The sequence below is a fragment of the Lewinellaceae bacterium genome, assembly GCA_020636105.1.
GTDB lineage: Bacteria > Bacteroidota > Bacteroidia > Chitinophagales > Saprospiraceae > BCD1.
Map to the genome: position 1 here is coordinate 2,220,777 of JACJYL010000001.1, position 24,010 is coordinate 2,244,786.

The following is a 24,010-nucleotide window of genomic DNA, read 5'->3' on the forward strand; positions in this document are numbered from 1 at the left end:
GTTGCTCAATACTCACCCCAGCCATTTCCCGCTTTCCAGTTCATTTCCATTTAAAAAAGCCCCCGCATCCATTCTCTTTTTTCCCTGGAGTTGCAATTCATGAACATGAATATACCCTCCCGGCACAGCGATTTTCAACATTTTCTTATTGTCAGTAAGCAGGGTTCCGGGGCGATAATTATGGTCCGCCACTTCTTTGGTCGATGAGGTAATTTTAAGCTGTAAACCGTCCAGTTCGGTCCAGGCAGCAGGCCAGGGGCTTAATCCGCGGATGAAATTATGCACCTGGTCAAGGGGCTGTTCGAAATTGATTTCGCAGGTTTCGTGAAAGAGTTTGGGTGCCTTGGTCGCCTGGCTGTCGTCCTGCAACTGCAATTCGTACGCCCCGCTTTCAATGGCGCGAACCGTTTTGAGTACGAGCTCTGCTCCCAAATGCATCATACGATCGTGCACCTCGCCCGTGGTCTCATTTTCACCGATTGACAATTTTGCCTGGAACAACATATCCCCAGTATCGATCTTGTGTTGAATAAAAAAGGTAGTGCATCCGGTTTCCTTTTCTCCCCTGATAACAGCCCAATGAATGGGGGCTGCTCCCCGGTACCTCGGCAAAAGAGACCCGTGGAGATTAAATGTACCCAATGCTGGCATACCCCAAACGATCTCGGGTAACATCCTGAAAGCCACCACAATTTGTAGATTTGCTTTTAAATTCCGTAATTCCTCGAGGAAAACTTCCTCTCTTAATTTTTCAGGCTGCAAAACTTTAAGCCCTTGTGCCACCGCAAATTTTTTCACCGGGGATTCCAGCAGTTTTTTGTTCCCGCGTCCGCCGAATTTGTCGGTGGCCGTGACGACCCCCACGACATTGTAGCCGTTATCCAATAATATTTTTAAAGAGGGAACTGCAAAATCAGGGGTTCCCATGAAAACTATTCGTAAATCCATCCACAATTTATTTTACCCAATGCCCGGACTAATCCTACTCATTCATCAAAATTAGTATTCGCCAGGTAGAGAATCACTATTCCGGCTATCATCATGACCACCCGGAGCAGAAATCCGCCCATTCTGCCAGCAGCGTCCATCCACTGCATGAAGGCAAACTGCATGCCCACCATACTAAAAATAAGAGACATCAACCCCAGCCCCATCATTAGGAATCCAATTATTGACCAAAGGCCTTTTCGTTTGAACATTTATTTAAATTTTATTTCCATTTCAACCTCAAAAATATCCTTTTAAATTTAAAAAAAGGATGTTTTGTAAAGGTTTCGGGCCAAGCACCCCCGATAAATAACCCGTTGAAATAAAATAATCCAGCCAAAATTTCCGTCCGACCTTAAAATATGTAAATTTGTCTGATTCAAAATCAAAAAACATATAAATCATGAAATTTTTCATTCCCATAATGATGGCGCTTTTTTTGGCAGCCTGTACTCAATCAACTCCCGCTCCGGAGACGGCAGCAGTAGATCCTACAAAAACACCGGCTAATGAAATGATTTACAAGGCTATTCCCGGCTCCGATGTTCAGCAAGTTACCATTAAAAACAACCAGGGCAAAATCAAGGAAGAAGGCTTTATGCTCAACGGCGTGAGAACAGGAATGTGGCTCGTTTATGACAAGAGCCAGGTTTTTCCCAAAAAAATGATCAGCTACCAGAATGATATGTACAATGGCCCCTATTTCGAATACACCGAAAGAGGGCAAATGGATCTCAAAGCCAATTATGTAAACAACAAACTGGACGGTTATTTTGCCAAATATAAATTCAGTAATGAAATCGTAACTGCAAATTACTCGAACGGAAAGCGAAACGGAGAATACAAGGAATTTGATGAAAGAGAAAGCTTCCTGACCAAACTTGAAAATTATAAAGATGACGTACTGGACGGCAAAGTTGAATATTATAACAAGGATGGCGAAATCATCATGTCTTACGAGTACAAAAACGGAGAAAAAGTGAGTGGCGGGATGATCAATCCTAAATAGCCCTGGCACTCTATGTTTTATTTATAAAGTTAGTTGGCCGGCTTTATCCATTTCGCACGGAATTTAGCCCCCGAAAGTAGAGAAGCCTGTTACAGGAGCATCTCTTTCGGGGGTTCATCGTTAAAAGAGAGATCAGCAAAAAGATCAGAAACACTGCCATTATGAAAGATAATCCTGCGCAGATCATCCATTCCTATGCTCAGTATTTCGCCGAAACCGGGGCTGTCTACCGTAACGCATTGCCCCATTTTAACAACGGTGTAATCGATTTTACCACTCTTTCCAGCGAAGGTTCCCTGCTTGCGTATGAATTGCTGGAAAGTATGCTTGCTGCAAGAAATTTTTCAAAAGAGGTTTCCGTTGATTTTCAAGTAGACGAGGAATTGATCCACCTTTATTTCGAATCCAGGAACGCACAAAAAAATAAAGGTCAGCAGGTATTGGGATTGGGTTATCCCTTGTTGATCAGCCAACAGGATAATGAGCTGGTTTCCCTCCCTCTGTTCATCTGGCCTTTGACGCTTGAATCTTTTAAAAAACAAGGGGTATGGAAATTTGAATACCAGACCGAACGCCCGGTACAACTCAATCCTTATTTTCCTTATTTCATGAGGACGAAATACGGCATGGACATTGAACCGGACCTCCAGGAATACTTCGGTTCAAAAATAGATGCGGAAAAGCTGGCTTTGTTCTGTAATCACCTTGCGTCTTCCATACAATTAGAGATCACCAGCCAGCAGGTATCACTGACAGCTTGTCCCGGCACCAATGAACTGGATTGTTTTACGGAACAGGGCGCCTTACAATGGTCCGGAGTGTTGGGGAATTTCCCTTTCCTGCCCACCGAAAACAACCTAAAAAACCTCAATGAATACCTGGTTCAAAAACCGGTTGAATTAACCAACCACGATTTTGGTACAGAATGGACCGACCCCTGGCAGGCCAGTGCGGCCGCCATGACAAAAAATAATTTTATCACTCTTGTCGAAGGACCTTCCGCAACAGGAAAAACCCACTTGCTTCGACACCTGGCCAGCAATGCACTGGCTAACGAAGGAAAATGTCTCATTGTCTCCAGTCATATTGCCGCTTTAAAAGCCATCCAACAGTCTTTTGCTTCCTACCAGTTTGATGAGTTGCTCCTCCTGCTCCGGGATGAAATTACGGACAAAGTCCTTCTTAGTGAATTGATTAAAGCCCGGGCCAAGGGAAAATTCCCGGCGGCAACAGATATGCCAAAAGATCTTCGGATTTCACTCGACAGGATGCAGCGAAAAAAAGAATCCATGGAAGCCCGGTACAGGGCCTCCCGCAAAAAAGTTTTTGGGGATAATAACTGGGCAGAAACATTAGGACTTTTCCTTGAAGCCAGTCAACTCGAACCCAAAGAACTACTCAACAGCCATCTCGACGAGCAGGATTTTCACTTCAATGAAACGGAACTGGAACAGATCATTATCGCTATCGCTGAAGCACCGGGTCTGTTCAATACCCTGGGCACCTTAAACCACCCTCTGACCACCTTAAATTCAGGGATATTTCTGCATTATGACGAAAAAGAATCCCTGGATTTTATCAAAAAAACCTTACAAAAATTCACCCAAAAAGCAACCGTATTACAGCACCAGTTTATCCGGATACAAAATGAGTATTCAGAAAGCCTCAAGAACCATTATAGTCAATATTTTCATGATCTTCGCAATATTGCACTCGACCTGAAAGACAAAATAAGTGATTACTCCAGCCAGTTTGGCGAAGAACTAAGGAAGTCCGGCAAAGGCACCCTCAAGTTATATGGAATCTTTTCCGACAAATTCAAACAGGCGCTTGCTTATAGAGAAGATATTTTTGTCGCTTATGAAGCCCTTCAAAATGTTTTTGCAAAACATCTTTATTTTGAACATCATTTTGAGAAAACGGATAAAAATATTGATAAAATAGCCCAAAATATGGAGGGCTTTTCCGAGCATCTTCAAAACTGGTGGCGGGTGCAAAATGAGGCGGTTAAAGATGAATTGCTGCGCCTGACCCATAAAACCGCCCATCCGCACTTAAATTTCAGCGAAAGACTCAAACAATTGGAAGAGGACATGGAGGCTTTCGTGGACGAATTGAACGAATCCGGTTTATACCAACTGCCTTTCCAGTGCAATACGCTCACCTTACCCCGGAAACAAAAATTTCTGGAAGACAAAATGAGCTTGATGGAACAAACGGCCTACCACCTTCGGGATTTCCATCTTTTTTACCCGTGGCAAAAGTTCTGGTTCAGCCAGGATACCCTGACGCGGAAAGTCATCAAGGCGCTTGGTCGTGTAAACCCGGGCAACTGGGAAGCCGCCTTCAAAAGCTGGTATTTCAACGAAGCGCTTTCCAAGGCTTATGATCCGGATCTCCCGGTGGAAGATTATGATCTCGTCGATTATCGCGAAGGCAACAACGCCATCATTACCAGGATCCCTGAAGAAATACGCCGCATTTGGTCTAAACGCCGTGTCCAAAAAGCCGACGCGCTGAGAAAAGCTGCTGAAAACATTTCAACCAATAACCTTTCCTTGAAGGAAATGTTCCACCATCACGCAGAAGTAATCACTGATTTATTGCCCATTTTTCTGACCACGCCACAAATGGCAACCAGGCTATTTCAAGCAGAAAAACTGTTTGACTTCCTGCTCATCGACGAAGCGCAGTCCGAATGTGTGGAAACTTGTGTTGAACTCTTTCCTTTGGCCAAACGAGTGGTCGTCTTTACCACTCGGGAAGAAGAAGAAAAGGGGTATTCAGCCTTGCCACAGTTTTTGAGGCAGAACGTAGTTAAACCCTGTGTGCTTCAGCATTTTTATGCTCCGAGAGCTGCCGACATCCTCCGTACGGAAGCTGCTCCTGATATTGATGCGGTCATGATCAATGGCCGTTTTGAAGAAGAATTAAATGCCAATGCCGATGAAGCCGATAAAGTCATTCATTTACTGAACACCATTGAAAAAACCAGCGTCCGGACTTACCCCTCCGTGGGAATTGTCTGCCTGACGGTGCCCCAGCGGGATCTCATTTCCACCTATCTGCTTCGCATTAAACAACGCCGCCAGACCGGTTTCGAAACCATACAACAACTGGAACGAAATGGCCTGGGGGTATTCCACATCGATGAACTGAGCGGTCACCTTTTCGACCTGGTTATCCTTTCTGCAACCTTTGGCGAAACGGGGGTTAAGAATAAACTTACCGGAAAGATCAACGTGCTCAACACCCCCGCCGGCATAGCAGGGATGCACAAGCTAATGGGTTGTGCCAAAAATAAATTACATATCATTCATTCTATTCCGCAATCGTCTATCGAATCCTTCCTGGAGCAACCTACCCAGGAAGGTACCTTCCTGCTTTCGGCACTGCTGCGAGGAAAAAGATTGGCGGCTCCCCATCTCCCGGAGGTACGGGAAGGTCGGGAAACCTGGGAAGCACAGCTGGAAAGACTCCTGAGAAAAGAAAAACCGGAAGCCTACTTCCGTAAACAGGATGGATTTCTCGTCATGCATGATCCAGCCAAAGAACGGGACAAACTGCTGCTCACGGATGGCTGTTTTGCCCAAACCGATAATACTGACTTTTCCTGGGAATATGACCAACGCATAAAATGGGAAACGGAGCATGGCATAGATGTGGTGCCCGTTTGGTCCGTGATGTGGAGATGAGGCAGCTTGGCGTATTACCGGATAGCAGTTACTCAATGTAAGAAATGACCTTTACGGCCTGCGCGAAAAATGTGCCTAAAAAAATGGTCTTGCAAGCCTGACTCTCTTACTTCATCAATCCCTCGAATAACCAATCGGCCAGCAACTTACGATTAGAACCTTCCACGATACGCTGCTGGTCAAAGGTGTTGCGGATATTGGCCAGTTCGACATACACGGAAACGGGAGTCACTTCACGTAACATATGGAGATCCCGACTGCTTACCGTCCCCAAATAATGACCACCGTCACGGTATTTTTTGTATTTCTCTTTGATGGTTTTTTGCATATTGGAGGCCAGGGTTTTTCCTTCCTCGCTTCCACTCTTATGGTAGAAAAACAAGTCAGTACGCTCTCTTTTACTTCTGGAATCTACATGAATAAAAATGGCTCTTTGCTCTGTAACGCCCTGCAGCCGATGTTTTTCATATAAATCATTGATGATATCCGAACGCTGGAACAATCGTGTTTTTTGGGAATTATCCATCTTAACATCTCCCCAAAGCAATTCATCTGTGTCGCAGTTTAGATATTTTTCATCTCTGATGCCGTCATCCGGATCCCTGGTAATCATATAGGCGGTAGCCCCGTTAGCGATCAAGTGGCGGCAAAGCCGCAGGGCAACATCATAGGCATATTCATCCTCGCAAAGCGTGTAGTTTCCTCGTTTGCCCATAGCCCCGGGATCAGGACCGCCGTGACCACTCACCACATAATATACTTTTCCTTTAAGTTTACTGCTTTCCAAAGGAGTATAAGCATAATTAACCCCAAAAATAGGGTACTTCCTGTTGCCTTCTTCCACGATGCCCAGTTCTGGTTCTTTGCTTACGGGAGGCGGGATGTCCAGGTTGGAAATGGGACAATTGAGCAGGTGATAAGGTACCCAAAGGATCTTATCTTCCTTAAAGCTGGTTTCCCGCAAACGCTCCTCATGCATTCTTTCATTATATTCCTGGATGGTTACCGCAAGGTCCCAATCATCCCTTCCAATGCTGGAACGAATAGTTCTGCCGTTAAAGGAAAAAAGAAGAATAGGCACGAAATAATTTTTGCCCGCCTTGAGCGCAGCATTTTTTTTAAGTTGGTTCAATTCGTAAAAGCGGTCGAAATTACAGGAGTTCTTGTCAAGCTCATAACGACGTAACAAAGAATAAATGCCGTCGCCACGCATTGCTTTTACCTGGAAATATTCCGCTTCTTCTGCTATGAGAAAGAGCGGTAAAAAAAGCAGCCAAAATGGTAAGAGCAATCGTTTCATTTGTAAGAAAATTTCAAATTATCTACCTCTTCAAGGATTATTTAAAAAAAGTTCCCATGGAATAGAGGCAGTTTTGATCATAAAAGTAATGGTAAAAACTGTAAAAATTAACCCTGGCTTCAATTCCCGTGAATGGGCCCGGCCATGTCGGTCCATCCTAAGGCACTTATCATTTTGTAATACAGATCCGTATTATCATAAACTCCTCCAAAAGTTTCAGACTTTGGCCCATAGGCAAAAACAGGAACCAAGGAACCTGTATGTCCGTTTGTGGTAAAAGCGGTGACCAGATTATTGATTTTCGAACCTTTGTTGATGCTAAAACCTCCACTTTCATGATCTGCGGTTACTATGACGAGCGTATTTCCATCTTTTCGGGCATAATCGAGTACCATGTCAACGGTACGGTCAAAATCCAGGGTTTCTTCGATCATCCTGTTCCCTTTTTTAGCATGGCCGGCCCAGTCGATCTGAGAACCTTCCACCATCAGGAAATAACCTTTTTCACTTTGGTTGGAAAGGGTGAGCATCGCAATTTGGGTGGCCTCCAACAAATAATCTCTTCCATTGACAGCGTATTCAGGATCATCCCAGGCAGAAAAATAAGCTACTTTCTTTTTCCCATTGGTTTTTGTTCTTAACCAATCCATACTTTTATAGGAATAATCTGCAACGGAATAACCTTTATCGCGCAATTCCTGAAGCAGGTCCCTGTCATCCATTTCCCTGTCTTCAAAATTTTTCATGCCGCCGCCTACGAAAAAATCAATATTAGAATCTACCAAATCCAACGCAATCCGTTCATATAAATACCTTAGAGGCTGATGGGCAAAAAAAGCTGCCGGAGTAGCATGTACGATGGAAGAGGTCACCACTATTCCTGTGGCAAAATCCCTGTCATGAGCTTCCTCCATAATGTTTTTACACGGAATGGAATCCGCATCAATGCCCAAACAATGATTACAGGTCTTGAGGCCACAACCCATTGCCGTGGCAGCAGCAGCGGAATCTGTCACCAGGTCGTTAGCCGAATGAGTCGTCATCAGGCCAATTGTTTTAAACCGCTCAAGCGCCAGGCGATTATTGTTGCTATACATAGCCCCGGTAATTTGGCTCATTCCCATTCCATCTCCAATCATGAGGATAATATTCCTTGGTGCAGCGACAAAATGAACCGGAACCTCTGGCTTGTCGGCCACTTCCTGCACTCCTGTAACACAGGAAGTGAAAAAAAATACCAAAAAAATGCAACTATTCAAAATTCTTATCGTCATTAATATCAACTTTATCTACTTTTTTAAAACGACCGACTGACTTTATCTCTCCACAAGTACAAAGGACAAGTATTTAAACTCTTTTCAATATATTATTTCAAAACAGATACTTATGTATTTAAATACTGGAATTTTATTCTGGAAACATGTATTTTTGCCGTTGAAATCGACTTTTTAGTTTATTGCTCGATTATTTCACGACGTAAATCTAAAAAAAGAGAATGAAAATCCCGTATATCCTCAATTTTGAGACAAATTAAAATTAAAACCTAAAAAAATGACAACCCGACACAATTCTCTTTTAAAAAACAAAGAGGATTACATTTTGAAAAAGAGTTTAAATACCTTCAGCACCTCCAGATTAAGCAACAAACCATTGGCAATATTGGTTGTATTGATAGCTGTGTTCCTCTCATTTCCATTGATGGCTGAGCAGCCAAAAACTAATTTCTATTCCTCTATCAGTTTTTTTGACGCCATAGCGAATGACGATATTGTAAACGTAACCATTGAAACCAATATTACCGAACTTATCGAAAACCGTAAAAACGAAGAATACCTTCCCGCCACAATGAAATGGGAGGATGCAACAGGAATATGGAATACATACGAAGTAGGGATCATGCCCCGTGGAAAGTTTCGTCGCAGGATTTGTGATTTTCCTCCTTTAAAAATAAATTTCTCCAAAAGTGACCTCAAGGCATCCGGTTTGGCCCAATTTGACAAGCTAAAACTCGTCACCCACTGCGTAGAGGACAAGAATGAAGGAAACAGTAACCTGCTGAAAGAGTACCTCGCCTACAAATTGTACAATGAACTGACTCCAAACAGTTTCCGCGTACAGTTGATCAAGGTAACTTACATTGATAATGTGGGCGATTATGGCGAAGAGACCCGTTACGGATTTATTATCGAAAGCGAAAAGGAACTGGCCCAAAGACTTGGGGGAGTGGAATGTGAAGATTGTTTCAACCCTTCACCGGAAAACGTTTCCAGCAAGGACATGGGAATCACTTCCATTTTCAATTACATGATTGGCAATGGTGACTGGGGCATTGAGATGAACAAAAATCTGGCCATGGTGAAGATGAACAGCAATAACAAACTCGTTCCTGTACCCTATGATTTTGACTTCTCCGGATTGGTGAGCACCTCATACGCGATCCCTAATCCAAATTATGGTTTAAAATCAATCCGCGACAGGGTATACCTCGGGACCGAACTTGACAACACACAGATCACGGCTATTTTGCAATATTTTGTAAACAAAAAAAGCGCCCTCGAAAGTATTGTCAAAAACATGAAGCCATTGAGATACAATTACAGGCAGGAAGTATTGACTTACCTTGATGAATTTTACAGTGAAGTGGATCTTTTGCTCTCCATGAAAAATGTAAACCTTTACGAGGTATTGAAAAACGCGCATACTCAGGGAGTTAATTATCCAGGTGGACAAACGCTTGGAAAATAACCTGATCCCGGATCAAAAAATCCGAATAAAACTCGACCGCAAGACTCCGATTTATGTTGGATCTTGCGGTTTTTTTTGACTGCCCCCCTTTATTTTAACTTAAAACATTTCCTATTTTTTTATTTTTGGCCAACCTAGGCTGTTAAAACCATCGTCTAAAAGGATAAAAACGTTAAGGAAATTTAAATTTCCAAGAATTACCAAAAAGTATTTTTAATTTAGATTTTTATTTTTACCCTATTAAAATTTTAAACCTTAACTAAAATGAAGCATTTAACGCTACTCTCTGGCCTGATTTTGGTGATGACCTTTTTTTTAACCTCCTGCCTTGAAGACAAGCAACAATTGACCGTTCTCAACTATTCTGATGACGAATATGCTATATTGGAAGCGACATTAAATCTCCCCAGTGCCCGAGACAACTATGCCATTGAATTCCCTGGCCACATTTCCAGAAGAGGTGTTTTCCCTCCCTTCGTAAATGATGCCAAAGCCACCCTCGGACGAGTGCTCTTCTACGATAAAAAATTATCGCAAAACAATACTATTTCCTGTTCATCCTGTCATAAGCAGTCTCATGCTTTTGCAGACGACAAAGCCTTTAGTGACGGCTTCAATGGCGGTCAGACAAAAAGGAATTCGTTGTCCCTGGCGGCGGTGGTCAATTTCCCTACTTATTATGGTGGCGGAGCAACATTTGTGCGGCCCCGTTTCATGTGGGACGAGCGCGCCCAAACTATATTGGAGCAAAGTACAATGACAATACAGGATGAAGTGGAAATGGGGATGAACCTGCACGATCTTTCAGGTAAGATCGGTGAACTCGATTATTACGAAGTGCTTTTCCGCAAAGCTTATGGCGATGGTTACGTCACTCAGGAACGCATACTCGATGCTATTCAGGAATTCATCAATGCTTTCATCTCTGCAGATTCCAAATTTGACGAAGGGTTGAATATGGTAAGTACTCCAGGTATGGAATTTTCAAATTTCACGACTTCCGAGAACAGGGGTAAGCAGCTATTTATACAAAAATGTGCCTCCTGCCACAGCGAAGATATGTCGATCCCGGTAGAACGTTATGCCAACAACGGCCTTGACCTGGGTAATCCCGATCCGGGCATCGGAGGCATCAATGGCAATACTGATGATCTGGGTAAATTCAAAGTACCCCCTTTGAGAAATATCGAACATTCTGCTCCGTATATGCATGATGGCAGATTTGCCTCTCTGGAGGAAGTGCTGGAACATTACAGCTCCAACATTCAGCCTAATTCAAATCTGGACAGCCGCCTGATACAGGGAGGTCAGCCTGTAAAAATGAACTTCACCGAAGCAGACAAACAGGATATTATCGCTTTTTTGAAGACGTTGTCTGATAACACCTTTTTACAGGCAGAGCGTTTTTCAGATCCTTTTAAATAAAGAAATTTTTACTCCCAAAAAGAGGCTTATAACGATCGTTATAGGCCTCTTTTTTTGCGGCACAATGTTTCAACCTAATGGATTTTTTAAGATGTAAAAGGGTGTGGTAATCACAACCTTACCCCGGAAATTAATAGGTCTTACAAAGAGAAAAGGCCAAAACCACCGATTTTTACTTCATTTTTCATGAAAATGAAGTAAAACTTGAAAACTGTTAAAATAAACGGTACATTTGCACAGGAAATAAAAGGGTTGCTTTTAGGTTCCTGACATACATATTATTGAGAAAATTTCTAAACATTATGGATTTAGCACCTACAGCCTGGCTCCTTCAATCGCCCGCTGTAACAAAAGAGGTTTGGCGATAAAACGGCAAACCTCTTTTGTTAACTTAATTCCATGAACTGATTAAAATATTTACCCTATGTCAATGTCTACAATTCGTACGATTATGGCAGTCGCTTTGTTCCTTGGACTGCTTACACAAAATCCCCCGCTCTACAGCCAGGCCACGCCAAAAAACATGTTTGAAGTTGGCGCACATGGTGGTTACTTTTTTGTCACTGGTGACGTTGCGTCACAACCAGGATGGGCCGCCGGTATCCATGTCCGTAAAGCAACGGATTACATTTTTTCCCTTCGGGGTGATCTGCTTTACGGCCGCGCCGCAGGAGATAATATGTTGGGAGGTACCTCTCAAAGAAATTATAACCTCAAATGGTATTCAGGTAGTGTTTTTGGGGTTTTCAGTCTGAATTCTCTTCGTTTTGACAAAGCCGTAAGAAATTTCAACCTCTACGCTATGGTAGGTGGAGGTGCCAACAACTTCAGAAGCGAATACGACAATGCTTATGAAACCCCACGCAAAGGAATTGAATACTTCCGCCTTTCTCCTCATGCCGCCGTCGGTGCCGGAATGAGCTACAGGATCAACCAAAGGATAAACATCGGACTGGAACATCAGGTGATGACTTTATTTGGCCGACGTGCCGATCTGCTGGATGGTGTCGAACTTGAAAATAAGATCAGAACGCCCTTCCGTGATCTCGTACAATATGCCCATTTGCAAGTCAACGTCAACCTGGGCAATCCTTCAAAATACTCCGAGCCCCTTTATTGGATCAATCCGCTGGAAAGCGTGATGAATGATATTGACGATGTCAAAAAGCGCCAGGAAGAAATGTTGACGGACTCCGATGGAGACGGTATTATTGATGCCCTGGACCAGGAGCCCGATACCCCCGCCGATGCGCCGGTTGACACCAAAGGTCGCACCCTCGACAGTGATAAGGACGGCGTGCCCGACTATAAAGATAAAGAACCTTATTACCCACCAAGAGCAGGAGAGAAAGTTAACGACAATGGTGTGGTAATCAATCCTCTTACGCCAAATGGCGGGGTGAGCGAAGATCGTGTCCAGGAAATGATCGATGAATCTCTTAAGAATTACGGCCTGACGGAAAACAACAATACCGTTCAGGAATGGTTCTTACCCATGATTCACTTCCCGACAGACGTTTCCACTGTAAAATATTCTGATTATGGCACACTCGCCAGCATCGGTCGTATGATGAAAGGAAACCCTCAGCTGAGGCTGGTCGTCCTGGGACATACAGACCAGACAGGAAACGAATCGCTGAACGACAGGTTGTCCTACCAAAGAGCCAATGCCATCATAGAGCATTTGGTCACCAATTATGGAATCGGAAGAGGCCGGCTTATATTGCAATGGAAAGGAAGCAGCGAAGCACTTGTACCCTCTTCCTCCAGTTATATGAACAGAAGAGTTGAGTTCCGGGTAGCCTCTCCAGGTGACGTAGAGATGGATCCTCCTGCTGGAAGCACCAAAAATAAATCAGGATACTAACTATTCTTTGAAACTTTTTTGCAAAAAAGGGAATTATATCAATGTATATAGTTCCCTTTTTTCGTAGAACTATTTTTACGTATTAAAGGCTTATACAGAAAACCCGGATACAATTATTGGAATGAATCTACCGTAGCGGTCGGTTCTATTTTATGAATAAAAACATCCGGACATGCCTATTTTCCCAGAATTCATGCATTATACCCGCAACGAGAGAAAGGGTATTTTTGTATTGATCCTTTTGATTTTACTCCTCTCTGTTTTACCAAAATCTTTTCTCTGGTTCATCAAAGAACAAAAGGTGGACTTTAAACAATTTGACCAATTTGCCGCTTCCTCGAAAGGTACTGATCTAATTGAAAAATCTTCTGCTATCTTATTTCCTTTCGACCCGAATACGCTTTCAAAAGACAGCTTCCTGTTATTGGGTTTACCCGAAAAAACAGCACAAACCATTATCAATTACCGCAATAAGGCAGGACGCTTTTATGAAAACGAGGATCTCCGGAAAATTTACTCCTTAAGCCCTGAATATTATGCATTGCTGGAACCTTATATTTCCATAAAAAACAATAATAAAAAGATCAGAAGGCATTCCCATGAAGACTCTAAATCATCGCCAAAACGCTTCGTCTTTGACCCCAACACCATAAAAGAACAGGAATTATATGCCCTCGGTTTACCTAAAAAAACGGTTCAGACCTTTTTAAAATTCCGCAGCAAAGGGGGGCGTTTTAAAACCAAGGAAGATCTGCAAAAAATCTATGGCCTGGATCAATCACTTTATGTTGCACTGGAGCCGTATATCCAAATCCTTTCGGAAAATTTTTATCAAAAAAATATACCCGAAGACAGCATCTCCTCTCCTTTAAGGGTTGCGAAAAAAACGTTTGATGCGGAAACCATCGACATTAACAGGGCAAGCGTAGAAATGTGGCAGTCCATCAAAGGAATCGGCCCCGCCTATGCGAAGAGGATTGTCGGTTACCGGGAAAAACTTGGAGGATTTGTTTCGGTAGACCAGGTAGGAACGACCTACGGACTTCCCGACTCAACTTTTCAAAAAATGAAACCTCGCTTACAGGCTTCCCCTGTTTTCAGGAAAATAGCCATCAACACCGCCAGCCTGGAGGAACTTAAGGCTCATCCCCTAATTTCGTGGAAACAAGCGGATATCATTATCAGTTACAGAAGCCATCATGGCCGTTTTGATAATCTTGAAGACCTTGCTAAAATAAAGGCCCTTCCTGAGGATATGCTGGCGAATCTAAATCCATATCTGAATTTCGATTGACAATAATAGATTTTGCAGGAAAAAATTGATACTTTCAAAGTTCAAAAAAAAATCACTTATGAGAGTTTTCTGCTTCTTCCTGCTATCCCTGTTATTCAATACGGCTTTTTTTGCACAGCCCATTTACCAGACCATTGCCGTCAAAACAAAAAACATGACGGCACATGAGGGTTTTTTCAATTTCTATTCCGATCCTAAGGACGATGTCATTTGGCTGGAAATCGACAAACTGGACCAGGAATTTATTTATGTCAATTCCCTGAAGGCAGCCATAGGGTCAAACGATATAGGGCTCGATCGCAACCAATTGGGCGATACCCGGGTGGTAAAGTTCCAACGGTTTGGGTCAAAGGTGATGATGGTTGAGCCCAACTACCGCTACCGGGCCATTTCAGACAACCCCGATGAGCAAAAGGCCGTTGAAGAAGCTTTTGCCCAATCTGTCCTTTGGGGGTTTAAAATCGAGGCAGAAGAAGAAGGTAAGGTATTGATCGATCTTTCAGAATTTTTACTCAATGATGCTCATGGTGTGGCTGACCGGCTGGCGGGCAGCAACCAGGGTACGTATGTTCTTTCAAAAGATCGTTCGGCCTTGTTTATGGAAAACACGAAAAATTTTCCTAAAAACAGTGAATTTGAAGCCCTGCTTACCTTCACCGGCAAAAAACCAGGAAACTGGATTCGCTCGGTAACCCCATCCGCTGATGCGGTCACGGTGCGCCAGCATCATTCTTTTGTTGAATTACCGGATGATCAGTATAAACCCCGTATTTACGATCCCCGTTCTGGTTATTATCCTTTAGCTTTTAAAGATTATGCCACTCCGATCAGCCAACCCCTTGAAAAACGGTTCATTTTCCGGCACCGGCTGGAAAAGAAAAACCCGTTGGCCAAAATCAGTGAACCGGTAGAGCCCATCATTTATTACCTCGATCGTGGAGCGCCAGAGCCCATTCGTTCGGCATTGATGGAAGGAGCCTCCTGGTGGAACGAAGCCTTTGAAGCCGCCGGCTTCAAAAATGCCTTCAGGGTAGAATTATTGCCAGAAGGAGCCGATCCCATGGATGTACGATACAATGTCATCAATTGGGTTCATAGAACCACCCGGGGCTGGTCTTACGGCAGTTCGGTCTCTGACCCTCGTACCGGGGAGATCATCAAAGGTCATGTATTACTGGGGTCTTTGCGAGTTCGACAAGACTTTCTCATCGCACAGGGGCTGGTAGATGCTTATGCAAATGGTGAAAAACCAGACCCGAGATTGGAGGAACTGGCCCTTGCCCGTCTGAGGCAACTGGCAGCTCATGAAGTAGGGCACACCTTGGGGCTCACCCATAACTTTGCCGCGAGCACCAACGACAGGTCATCGGTAATGGATTACCCGCATCCATACATCACCCTGAAAAACGGGAAAGTGGATTTTTCGGAAGCCTATGATACGGGCATAGGTGAATGGGATAAGCGGATGATCATTTTCGGTTATTCCTCTTTCATGCCAAACCAGGATGAAGCCGCAGCATTGAAAAAAATCATTGAAGAAAATCTCCAACAAAAACTGGCATTCATCACCGATCAGGATGCCCGTCCGCAAGGAGGCGCCCATCCTTCCGCTCACCTTTGGGACAATGGAACCGATGCAGTTCAGGAATTGGAGCGCATTATGGAATTGCGAAAGCATGGCATCGATCACTTCAGTGAAAAAAACATTCCCTCCGGAGCTCCAATGGCTACTCTGGAAAATGTTTTTGCTCCGCTTTATCTCATGCACCGCTACCAGGTAGAGGCTGTTGCGAAAGTCATTGGCGGAAACTACTATACCTATGCCGTCAGGGGCGACGGACAACTCGTCACTCAAATACCTTCCAAGGAAACCCAGTTGGCTGCTGTTAAAGCACTATGTAAAACCCTGGACCCTTCATTTTTGGAAATACCGGAGCACGTTTTGAACCTGCTCCCTCCCCCACCCCTTGGGTATGATCGCGACAGGGAGTCCTTCAAAACCTACAGTGATCCTGCGTTTGATCCACTCGCAGCCGCAGAAAGCTCCGCTGCAAACACCATTGATTTTTTGATACACCCCCAACGTTTGGCAAGACTGATCAATCAAAAACAACAAAATACAAGTTATCTGTCCGTGAATGACCTCCTCGACGAGGTCTTCAAAGCAACGATCCCTACTGAAAACGCTTACAGCATGATGACGGGTAAAGTATTCTTAAACCGTTTATTGGAAGTGGCTTCAGAAAATAATGTTTCGCCTGAAGTGCTTGGAGCTTTGTACGCGAAGATCAATGAATTAGGCGCTATCGCTAAGGAAAAATTAAAGGGGAATAGTTTGTCTGCAGAAATGAGAGCCCATTATGCTTATATTCAACAACAGTTCAGCCTGTTTACCAGTAATCCTGAAGCATTCAAACCCGTCAAAAGCCCTTCTATGCCGGATGGCTCCCCGATTGGATGTGATGGAATTCATTGATTTTATAGGTTCCTCTCCTCCTCTTAATCCTAAAATCCTGTAAATCCTGATCCTGACAATGGAGGAGTAAATACCCAAGGCAGGTGGAGATAACGAGAAGGCAAATAAGAGAAAACAAAAAAAGGCTCTCGTACTTTATGAATAAAAAAGTACGAGAGCCCGGTTTTGGAGGTTAAGTTTTGAGCTCGTTTGCGAATGCAATACATAACAATGCATGTGGCAATCAACCTACATTAATTAAAAAGACAGAAATAAATTATAAAATATTGGAATTGGGGGATTAGCGTTTGATTTTCTGTTCCGACAAAGAGTTTGTTTTGGAACGTATGCTTTCTTTTATAGATTGGATAAGAACCGGAGAGGGCTTGCTTCTGTTAAGTCGCGTTTTAATAAAATCACGGAAAGACTTTTCCTGGCTGAGCAGTTTAAAATATTCGGGGTTATTTTTAATTTCTTTGAGGAGTTCACGCTCCGCACTTTCATTGAGTTCATTATCGAGGTATAAATTGACTTTTTCCAACAATGCTTGAAACTTTCTTTGATCTGTCATGTCATAAAATTTTTGAACTACCCGGGAATTCGGTCCAACAATCTGACACAACAGCCATTTACGTCCCAGGCAAAAGTGGTATCGTCGGGGGACATAAACATCCAAAAATTATGTGCTGTTATATTTAACTGTTGTTCCATCATTTTTTTAAAAAACAGTCCGTTTATATTTTGTGAGCTAAAACTTTTTAGCCGCAAAATATAAACCGACTGTACACTTATGATATGTTACCGGGTAACATGGTTAAAAAATTATTTTCTTTTATTTTTAATACCGATAGAGTCTCCGTAATCTTTCAGTATTTCTTTCAAGGTGTTACGGGCACGGAATAAACGGGAGCGAACCGTTCCGATTGGGATGTCGAGCAACGCGGCGATTTCCTCGTACTTGAAATCCATGATATCGGAAAGTAAAATTACGTTACGCGCCTCTTCCGAAAGCTGATCCATGGCCATAGAGACTTCGTCTCCAATCATCGAACCAAATAAATCCTCATCAATGGTTACCACGCTTGAATAATCAGAAGACTCATCGTTATTGAGGCCTTTGACCTTTTCAAAATCCACTTCATTAGGGCGTTTTTTCTTCCTGCGGTAGTTATTGATGTAGGTATTGTAAAGGATCTTAAACAACCAGGCTTTGGCATTAGTTCCCTCCTGATAACTATCAATAGAGTTATAAGCTTTGAGCATGGTGTCCTGCACCAGGTCATTGGCGTCTTCTTCGTTTCTGGTAAACGAATTATACGCATACATAAAAAGCGTTTCAAGGTGAGGCATCATTTCCTCTTCAAAAATTTTTTCCTTGCGCATACGATAGTTACGTGTAGTCAGGGTCATAAAGGTATCATTTTTTCGGTTAGGTATAATACATTTGAGCCGCGTAACAACATGAACTTCATAATTTTTAAAAAAGTTCCCGTTCTGGTTTTTTTTTGTTTATTTTATAAAAAGAATTGATTGATCTTTCCATATTTTATAATGAAATAGATCAAAGTTGGTAAAAGAACACTCCATAAAACAATCATTAAAAAAAGAGAAATCGATGAAGGCAAACAAATCCGTAAAATGATATGAATCCAGTAAATGTAGAAGAATATATCAGTACCCTTGAATGGGAATTTGAAAAAAACGCAGACCCGGCAACCGCTGCCGCGCAATCTGCCTACATGAAAAATCTGTTCCCTTACTACGGACTCAAAACGCCCCTGAGGCGTGAAATAACGGCTCCCTTTTTGGCAAAGGAACATTTACCTTCAAAGGAGGATGCTGAAAAGATAGTCAAAGCCCTTTGGGAAAAACCTCAAAGGGAATACCACTATGTCGCCCAGGAGCTGATCTTCAAATACCAGAAACAGTTTGAAGAAAAAGATCTGGAGTTGTTCGTTTTCATGGTCGCCAATAAATCATGGTGGGATACCGTTGATTTCATTGCTGCCCGACCTATTGGCGAATACTTCAAAAAATTTCCTCACCAAAGGGATGCCAATATAAAAAAATGGCTGGCTTCGGGAAACCTATGGCTGCAAAGGTCCGCCATCCTTTTTCAACTGCATTATAAAGATAAACTGGATACAGATTTTCTCGCCTACGTGATCAACTCACTACTGGGCTCAAAAGAATTTTTTATCAACAAAGCCATCGGCTGGACGCTGCGTCAATACAGTAGAACCAATCCGGAATGGGTGGTGGAATTTGTGAATAAAACGGACAACCTGGCCGGGTTGAGCAAGCGGGAAGCATTAAGACTGATTCAGGGATGAGAGCATGTGAGGATGTGTGGATGTGTGGAGTTCTGGAGTTCTGGAGTTCCGGTACTTATTACCGTGTAACAAAAAGAATCGCTTTAAATAAAATTTCGATTGCCCAGTGCTTTTGCGCTGGGTAAAATATCATCAAAAACCCCAGGCCTTTAGGCCTTACCAAAAAACGACCATGAGAAAGGGCTGAAAGCCCGGTAGCATTGTTTTTTTTCCTGCGCCTGAGCCTTCCTGCGACGTCAGGCAGACTAAAGCACAGGGCGATGGATGGGTTTATAAAAATTAAATTTCCTTATTCAAAAAATATAATTAATCTTTCGTTACGCGATACTTGTTGGTTTTGAAAAATTAACAGCCAAAATCCGTCCACATCCGTTTTACCCGTCAAATCTGTGTGCCATCGTTCCATCACCCCGGTAATTTTCACACCAGAGTTCTGAATCGTTCCAGCTTTTTCACCCCTTCTTCAAAATCGATCATGCGGTTGATCAAATAAAACAAATACATAGTGGTGAGCCAGTTGGTAAAATCCTGCTTGCTTTTGAGGTGTTTTTTCATGTGTACCATAATCCAGGAGAAGTGCTCCCAGGTATCGAAGCAGGAAGCGCAATCCCGTTCGCTTCCGGTGCAACACCGGCGGGTGGTCTGGAAATCCGCATGGTAGGCCCGGAAGTGTGGATTGAAGGGAAAACCATTGGCCATACGTTCGGCATTGGAATCCAAATTGGTCGAAACATTGGTACATACCTGGTATCCCCAATCCATATCAAATAACTTTCCCGAAGAAACCACCTGGTTAAAATAGGTAGTCATGAGCATTTTATCGGGGTACAAGTCGATCATTCTGTCAATCTCCGATTGTACCTGGGAAAATCCTTTACGAAAATCGAAATCCCCGCCCAAACCGGAAAGATCAGAATAGTAGTTAAAAAGCACCCGGTTGCCATTTTCAATGCAACGTTTCACCACCGGCGCGATCTCATGAGCGTGTCCTGGCGCAACGGTATAATACCAAAAGGCCCTTGGATCATCCTTATAATTTTCAAGCGCTTTGGCAAAGACATCAATCTTGCCTCCGCCACGCAGCTCCTTATCGGTAGCCAGGTTGCCCCATACGGCAATCCCAATGGGAAGGTTTTCCAATCCTTCCATAGGAATTTTTTTGATGCCGTTGGTCGCTACACTCAGGTAAAAATTATCGTAGATCTTCTTAATACGGGCAATCTCCAGGCTGGGTTCTCCCCCCACAATGGTGACAAAATTGGTGCCACGGGCCTTTTCACTTTCAATAAAAGCATCAAAAATGGCTTCCTCCTCCGGGGAGCGATACTGATCCATCCCTTCTTCAAAATAATAACATCCCTTGCACCTGATATTACATCGGTGGGTAATATCCAGCGAAATACTGCGCACCGGCCCGGCACGTCTGATTTCACTGTACATTTCGTACAGCAGTGGATCTTGAAGGTATGATTTTAGCATGTTGCTCGTTAACTTGATGCTCGTTCCTGGTTACTTGGTGACTTGAGGTGACTTCTATGCCGGGTGGGCATTGCGAAATAGCAAAAGGTGTCATCTCGTATGCTCGTTGCTGGTTACTGGTTATTCGCAAAAAACGAGCAACAAGTACCCAGCAACGAGTAACCACTATTCAGTCCTATTTGGTTGTGCTTTCTAAAAATTCTTTAATATAACCCGGAGTGGATACGATCTTCATAAAAGTACCCATCGTCAGATCAGGAAATGAAATCGCGATTCTGTACCGGCCATGCAACATATAAACTTTATTGTCAGAAACCAACATTTCGTAGGGTAAAAATGCGGTATGTTTTGGGGTACCAATATCGATAGTTGGCATAAAGCTACTTTCCCCGTTTTCTCCATTAAGGCCGATCCCGTATAATTTCAACTTTTTATCCGGCAAAGCTACAGCATAAACTTTGGCCAGGCCTTTTATCCCTTTGCTGAAATTTCCGTCAATTTTAGCCACCGCCGCATCGTAATTCCCAAAGGAATTCAATTCAATATTATCTTGAAAATAGGGCATTCCCATCATGTAATGATACCCCTGAAGGTCAGATCCTGTCATCCCTTTTTTGGCTCCAAACATGGTTCCGCTCTTTTCTCCCAAGGGGGCCAGGGCTGTTTTTAACCGGTCAGAAAGGGTTGAATACAGGGAAGAAACTTTGCTGTAGTTTTTCTGAAAATAAGCGTTCCCCCAATATTCAGGAGTCGAATAAGAAACGATAACCTTACCGGCTTCTTTTGTGATGGCAACCCTTAACACCAGCGCAAATCCGGCTGTTCCTCCCACCTTTCCCACTGCGCTTTTGAGCTCGGAACAAGTTATCGCAATCAGCCATCGGTTGGCATCATTGGCAGGTTTATATTCCCCCACCACCGTAAAGTCATTGGATTCCAGCGCTGCTTTCACGTCGGCTTTAACACTGATTATTGTGCCAGTAGTTTCTGCCCCAATGGTATAGGGTTTATAGGTCTGTGCCACAGCAATTTGGAGGCCAGCTGCCATCAGGAGAGCCAGTACAAATACATTTTTCATAATAGTAGTTTTATGTTTGGAAAATCTGTTTGTTTGAACGCCTAAGATACCAATAAACCCTTGTTTTTCATAGTTTTTCGAAGGGCTGTTTTCATCCTATACGGGGCAAATAAAAGGAGTAATTAAACTAGTTTTATTTCCCAGATTGTTTTTGTTTCAAAGTTGTTTCAAAATGGTTTCAATATGGTTAAAAACAACAACCTAAAACAACTTTGAAACTATCTAAAACAACCTGAAACAACCTGAAACAACTTTGAAACCCCCTGAAACTATTTTAAACATTCAAAACAAAAATTTAGTCCTTAACGCACTATTTACTCCTGACCTCCGCCACTTTTTGTTCCACTAATTTTGATACCTTTTCGGGCTGGGCCCTCGGCAAGTAAAAATAATGGGCCCCCAACCAATCAGCGACATCCTTACCTTCACTGTGAGGCACAAAATAACGCCTGGTATCAAAAAAAATAGAAGCAGTCAGTTTTTCCCGAAGCGCCAGGCTCAGTCGTTCTACCTCCCTCCAGGCGACTACCTCGTTAAATTCTCCTTCACCGAGAGGTTTTAAAGGCTGGTTGGCCCTGCCATCGGTAAACAAAATCAATACGGTACCGGCGACTTCCCACCGGGATTCAGCCTGTTTGGCCAAAGCCAGGCTTTTCAACAAAGCAGCCGAAAGAGGGGTCTTTCCTCCTGCCGGAAAACTTTTCAGTGACCGACAGGCTTTGGCAATGCTGTTCCCCGGAGCCAGGATCATTTTGGCATCGTTATGCCTGAAATACAACATAGCCACTTTATCCCTGTAAACGTAAGCCTTTTCCAAAAGAGAGATGGCTGACTTCCGCGCCGCTCCAAGCCTGTTCAATGCCATAGAACCCGAACCATCCACAGCAAAAATAAACAGCAGACCGATTCGGTGCCGGAATTGCTTAATTCGATAATCAGCCTTCTGTACCTCAAAGGGTAATCCCCCCTCCTGTTTTTGTTTCGTTGGCCGAAAAGAAGAAGCCAGTGCCGCCGCTTTCAGGGTAGCCATCAGGTCTATCCTGCCTTGGCCGGGGTGGCCCGGAACAGAACGAATATGCCGTCCGCGCCAGGCGTTGAAGGCATTGACATGGCGGCCGCTCCCTTTCATCTGTTTGGTCTCAGAGGAAATTCCCGGTAAATAAACAGATCCCGGATCTTCATCATCAAAATTGGGCATCCCTTCTGTAGTTCGGGCACGGTCGTCTCCTCCGGCATTGGCGCTATTGGACTGTGGATTGGGCATACCCCGCCCATCTTCCTTTTTTGGGTCGGAAGGCTGGGTTTCGGTATCCTGGTTTTGGGGTTCAGACTGCCCTCCTGAAGGTTTTCTTTCCTCCCCTTCCTCGGATTCCTTGTTTTGTGCCCCATCCTTTCCGCTGACACCCGGCATAACGGAACCTGACATTCTGTTCAAATAAACCAGTCGGGCCGCCAGTTCCACATCCTGATCCGTAACGGGAATCCGCTGATGCAGCGCTGCATTGGCCTTGGCACACAGGGTCGCAAAAACTTCATTACGGTTGCCCTCAACAGCTGTCTGGTCGGCCAATACACAAAGTTCCTCCACCTGGTCTTTCCGGATGGTAACGTCCTTTTTTATTTCGTACCCTTTCTCTACCTTATTGATAATTTCCGGGGCTATTTCAAGGCTTCTTTCGTAATTTTTGGCAATAAAAAGTCGCATCGGCAAATGCGCCAGGGTTTTGGTGTACACTACAAAGGCAACTCGTTCTGACAATGACTCCGCAATATGCCCTTCCTCGGGGTCGAAAGTGCCAATTAATGTAAATTGAGCAGGGAAAGACTGGGATATTCCTTCTCTTTCCAGTTGTACCTCATTGCTCATTGAAGCCTGAAGCAAAGCATTGACGAGTTCAGGTGCCAGCAGGTTGATCTGGTCGACGAACAAAACGCCGCCATGAGCTTCGGCCAACAAACCTTTACTGACCACCAGCCTTCCGGCCCTGCTTGAAAGTTCGAGGTCTATTCCCCCTACTAACCTGTCCATACTGCACCCCAGGGGTACATTGACAAAAGGTCTGTTTTTCCAAAGGGCACGAGAGGCCCTGGCGATAGAGGTTTTGCCCGTTCCCGGAGGCCCGCCGATCAATACGCCTTTCAACCCGGGCTCAATGGCTGCCAGGCATAGGGTGATTAAAGGGTCTTTCTGTCCGAAAATTGAGGTCATGCTGGTTACTGGTTGCTGGTTGCTCGTTACTGGTTACTCGTTACTCGAGGTGACTTCTTCGCCGGGTAGGCATTGCGAAAACGCAAAAGGTGTCATCTCGTTGCTAGTTGCTCGTTGCTCGTTGCTCGAGGTGA

General features: G+C 43.7%; 17 protein-coding genes. 8 read left to right on the forward strand and 9 right to left on the reverse strand.

Annotated features, from left to right (window positions below; genetic code table 11):
• Window positions 1-12: 12 nt before the first annotated feature.
• Entirely contained in the window at window positions 13-927 is a 915-nt protein-coding gene (locus H6571_08240) for a methionyl-tRNA formyltransferase (GenBank protein MCB9323720.1), read from the reverse strand.
• A gap of 59 nt (window positions 928-986) precedes the next feature.
• On the reverse strand, window positions 987-1,199 hold the full coding sequence (locus H6571_08245) for a hypothetical protein (GenBank protein ID MCB9323721.1): 213 nt from the start codon (window positions 1,197-1,199) through the stop codon (window positions 987-989).
• A gap of 191 nt (window positions 1,200-1,390) precedes the next feature.
• Here H6571_08245 and H6571_08250 point away from each other — a divergent pair, with 191 nt between their 5' ends.
• Window positions 1,391-1,996: a hypothetical protein gene (locus H6571_08250; protein ID MCB9323722.1), complete on the forward strand. Its 606-nt coding sequence runs from the start codon at window positions 1,391-1,393 to the stop codon at window positions 1,994-1,996.
• Window positions 1,997-2,157: 161 nt separating this feature from the next.
• Window positions 2,158-5,691, forward strand: coding sequence for a hypothetical protein (locus tag H6571_08255; protein MCB9323723.1), 3,534 nt, complete (start codon window positions 2,158-2,160; stop codon window positions 5,689-5,691).
• A gap of 106 nt (window positions 5,692-5,797) precedes the next feature.
• Here H6571_08255 and H6571_08260 read toward each other — a convergent pair whose 3' ends face one another.
• Window positions 5,798-6,991 carry an N-acetylmuramoyl-L-alanine amidase gene (locus H6571_08260; protein ID MCB9323724.1) on the reverse strand — a complete coding sequence of 398 codons (1,194 nt, stop codon included), beginning with the start codon at window positions 6,989-6,991 and terminating at the stop codon, window positions 5,798-5,800.
• A gap of 119 nt (window positions 6,992-7,110) precedes the next feature.
• On the reverse strand, window positions 7,111-8,130 hold the full coding sequence (locus H6571_08265; protein MCB9323725.1) for an alkaline phosphatase: 1,020 nt from the start codon (window positions 8,128-8,130) through the stop codon (window positions 7,111-7,113).
• A gap of 412 nt (window positions 8,131-8,542) precedes the next feature.
• On the opposite strand from H6571_08265, the gene H6571_08270 reads away from it, so the two are divergent.
• The 5 genes from H6571_08270 (at window position 8,543) to H6571_08290 (ending at window position 16,798) form a co-directional block, all read left to right on the forward strand.
• The gene (locus tag H6571_08270) at window positions 8,543-9,736 is read left to right on the forward strand and encodes a hypothetical protein (GenBank protein MCB9323726.1); all 1,194 of its coding nucleotides are present in this window, start codon (window positions 8,543-8,545) and stop codon (window positions 9,734-9,736) included.
• 264 nt (window positions 9,737-10,000) lie between these two features.
• Window positions 10,001-11,161 carry a c-type cytochrome gene (locus tag H6571_08275; GenBank protein MCB9323727.1) on the forward strand — a complete coding sequence of 387 codons (1,161 nt, stop codon included), beginning with the start codon at window positions 10,001-10,003 and terminating at the stop codon, window positions 11,159-11,161.
• 424 nt (window positions 11,162-11,585) lie between these two features.
• Entirely contained in the window at window positions 11,586-13,028 is a 1,443-nt protein-coding gene (locus H6571_08280) for an OmpA family protein (protein MCB9323728.1), read from the forward strand.
• 172 nt (window positions 13,029-13,200) lie between these two features.
• Window positions 13,201-14,322 carry a helix-hairpin-helix domain-containing protein gene (locus tag H6571_08285; GenBank protein ID MCB9323729.1) on the forward strand — a complete coding sequence of 374 codons (1,122 nt, stop codon included), beginning with the start codon at window positions 13,201-13,203 and terminating at the stop codon, window positions 14,320-14,322.
• 58 nt (window positions 14,323-14,380) lie between these two features.
• The gene (locus H6571_08290; protein ID MCB9323730.1) at window positions 14,381-16,798 is read left to right on the forward strand and encodes a zinc-dependent metalloprotease; all 2,418 of its coding nucleotides are present in this window, start codon (window positions 14,381-14,383) and stop codon (window positions 16,796-16,798) included.
• 280 nt (window positions 16,799-17,078) lie between these two features.
• Here the strand turns inward: H6571_08290 and H6571_08295 are convergent, their stop codons facing one another.
• Together H6571_08295 and H6571_08300 are read right to left on the reverse strand one after the other, a co-directional pair.
• The gene (locus H6571_08295) at window positions 17,079-17,348 is read right to left on the reverse strand and encodes a hypothetical protein (protein ID MCB9323731.1); all 270 of its coding nucleotides are present in this window, start codon (window positions 17,346-17,348) and stop codon (window positions 17,079-17,081) included.
• A gap of 251 nt (window positions 17,349-17,599) precedes the next feature.
• Window positions 17,600-18,187: a sigma-70 family RNA polymerase sigma factor gene (locus H6571_08300; protein MCB9323732.1), complete on the reverse strand. Its 588-nt coding sequence runs from the start codon at window positions 18,185-18,187 to the stop codon at window positions 17,600-17,602.
• 233 nt (window positions 18,188-18,420) lie between these two features.
• Here H6571_08300 and H6571_08305 point away from each other — a divergent pair, with 233 nt between their 5' ends.
• Window positions 18,421-19,110: a DNA alkylation repair protein gene (locus tag H6571_08305; protein ID MCB9323733.1), complete on the forward strand. Its 690-nt coding sequence runs from the start codon at window positions 18,421-18,423 to the stop codon at window positions 19,108-19,110.
• A gap of 420 nt (window positions 19,111-19,530) precedes the next feature.
• On the opposite strand, the gene H6571_08310 is transcribed toward H6571_08305, so the two are convergent.
• The 3 genes from H6571_08310 to H6571_08320 all read right to left on the reverse strand — a co-directional run bounded on the left by H6571_08310 (window position 19,531) and on the right by H6571_08320 (window position 23,876).
• Complete coding sequence (locus H6571_08310) at window positions 19,531-20,589, reverse strand: radical SAM protein (protein MCB9323734.1); 1,059 nt, start codon at window positions 20,587-20,589, stop codon at window positions 19,531-19,533.
• A gap of 175 nt (window positions 20,590-20,764) precedes the next feature.
• Window positions 20,765-21,667 (reverse strand): hypothetical protein, encoded by a 903-nt coding sequence (locus H6571_08315; protein ID MCB9323735.1) that lies wholly within the window; start codon window positions 21,665-21,667, stop codon window positions 20,765-20,767.
• A gap of 310 nt (window positions 21,668-21,977) precedes the next feature.
• The gene (locus H6571_08320) at window positions 21,978-23,876 is read right to left on the reverse strand and encodes an ATP-binding protein (protein MCB9323736.1); all 1,899 of its coding nucleotides are present in this window, start codon (window positions 23,874-23,876) and stop codon (window positions 21,978-21,980) included.
• Between the last annotated feature and the right edge of the window lie 134 nt (window positions 23,877-24,010).

Excerpts from the sequence above, each read along its gene's own strand:
- H6571_08240 (MCB9323720.1), bottom strand. The coding sequence starts at position 927 with ATGGGAACCCCTGATTTTGCAGTTCCCTCTTTAAAAATATTATTGGAT.
- H6571_08245 (MCB9323721.1), bottom strand. The coding sequence starts at position 1,199 with ATGTTCAAACGAAAAGGCCTTTGGTCAATAATTGGATTCCTAATGATG.
- H6571_08250 (MCB9323722.1), top strand. The coding sequence starts at position 1,391 with ATGAAATTTTTCATTCCCATAATGATGGCGCTTTTTTTGGCAGCCTGT.
- H6571_08255 (MCB9323723.1), top strand. The coding sequence starts at position 2,158 with ATGAAAGATAATCCTGCGCAGATCATCCATTCCTATGCTCAGTATTTC.
- H6571_08260 (MCB9323724.1), bottom strand. The coding sequence starts at position 6,991 with ATGAAACGATTGCTCTTACCATTTTGGCTGCTTTTTTTACCGCTCTTT.
- H6571_08265 (MCB9323725.1), bottom strand. The coding sequence starts at position 8,130 with ATGATTGGAGATGGAATGGGAATGAGCCAAATTACCGGGGCTATGTAT.
- H6571_08270 (MCB9323726.1), top strand. The coding sequence starts at position 8,543 with ATGACAACCCGACACAATTCTCTTTTAAAAAACAAAGAGGATTACATT.
- H6571_08275 (MCB9323727.1), top strand. The coding sequence starts at position 10,001 with ATGAAGCATTTAACGCTACTCTCTGGCCTGATTTTGGTGATGACCTTT.
- H6571_08280 (MCB9323728.1), top strand. The coding sequence starts at position 11,586 with ATGTCAATGTCTACAATTCGTACGATTATGGCAGTCGCTTTGTTCCTT.
- H6571_08285 (MCB9323729.1), top strand. The coding sequence starts at position 13,201 with ATGCCTATTTTCCCAGAATTCATGCATTATACCCGCAACGAGAGAAAG.
- H6571_08290 (MCB9323730.1), top strand. The coding sequence starts at position 14,381 with ATGAGAGTTTTCTGCTTCTTCCTGCTATCCCTGTTATTCAATACGGCT.
- H6571_08295 (MCB9323731.1), bottom strand. The coding sequence starts at position 17,348 with ATGACAGATCAAAGAAAGTTTCAAGCATTGTTGGAAAAAGTCAATTTA.
- H6571_08300 (MCB9323732.1), bottom strand. The coding sequence starts at position 18,187 with ATGACCCTGACTACACGTAACTATCGTATGCGCAAGGAAAAAATTTTT.
- H6571_08305 (MCB9323733.1), top strand. The coding sequence starts at position 18,421 with ATGAATCCAGTAAATGTAGAAGAATATATCAGTACCCTTGAATGGGAA.
- H6571_08310 (MCB9323734.1), bottom strand. The coding sequence starts at position 20,589 with ATGCTAAAATCATACCTTCAAGATCCACTGCTGTACGAAATGTACAGT.
- H6571_08315 (MCB9323735.1), bottom strand. The coding sequence starts at position 21,667 with ATGAAAAATGTATTTGTACTGGCTCTCCTGATGGCAGCTGGCCTCCAA.
- H6571_08320 (MCB9323736.1), bottom strand. The coding sequence starts at position 23,876 with ATGACCTCAATTTTCGGACAGAAAGACCCTTTAATCACCCTATGCCTG.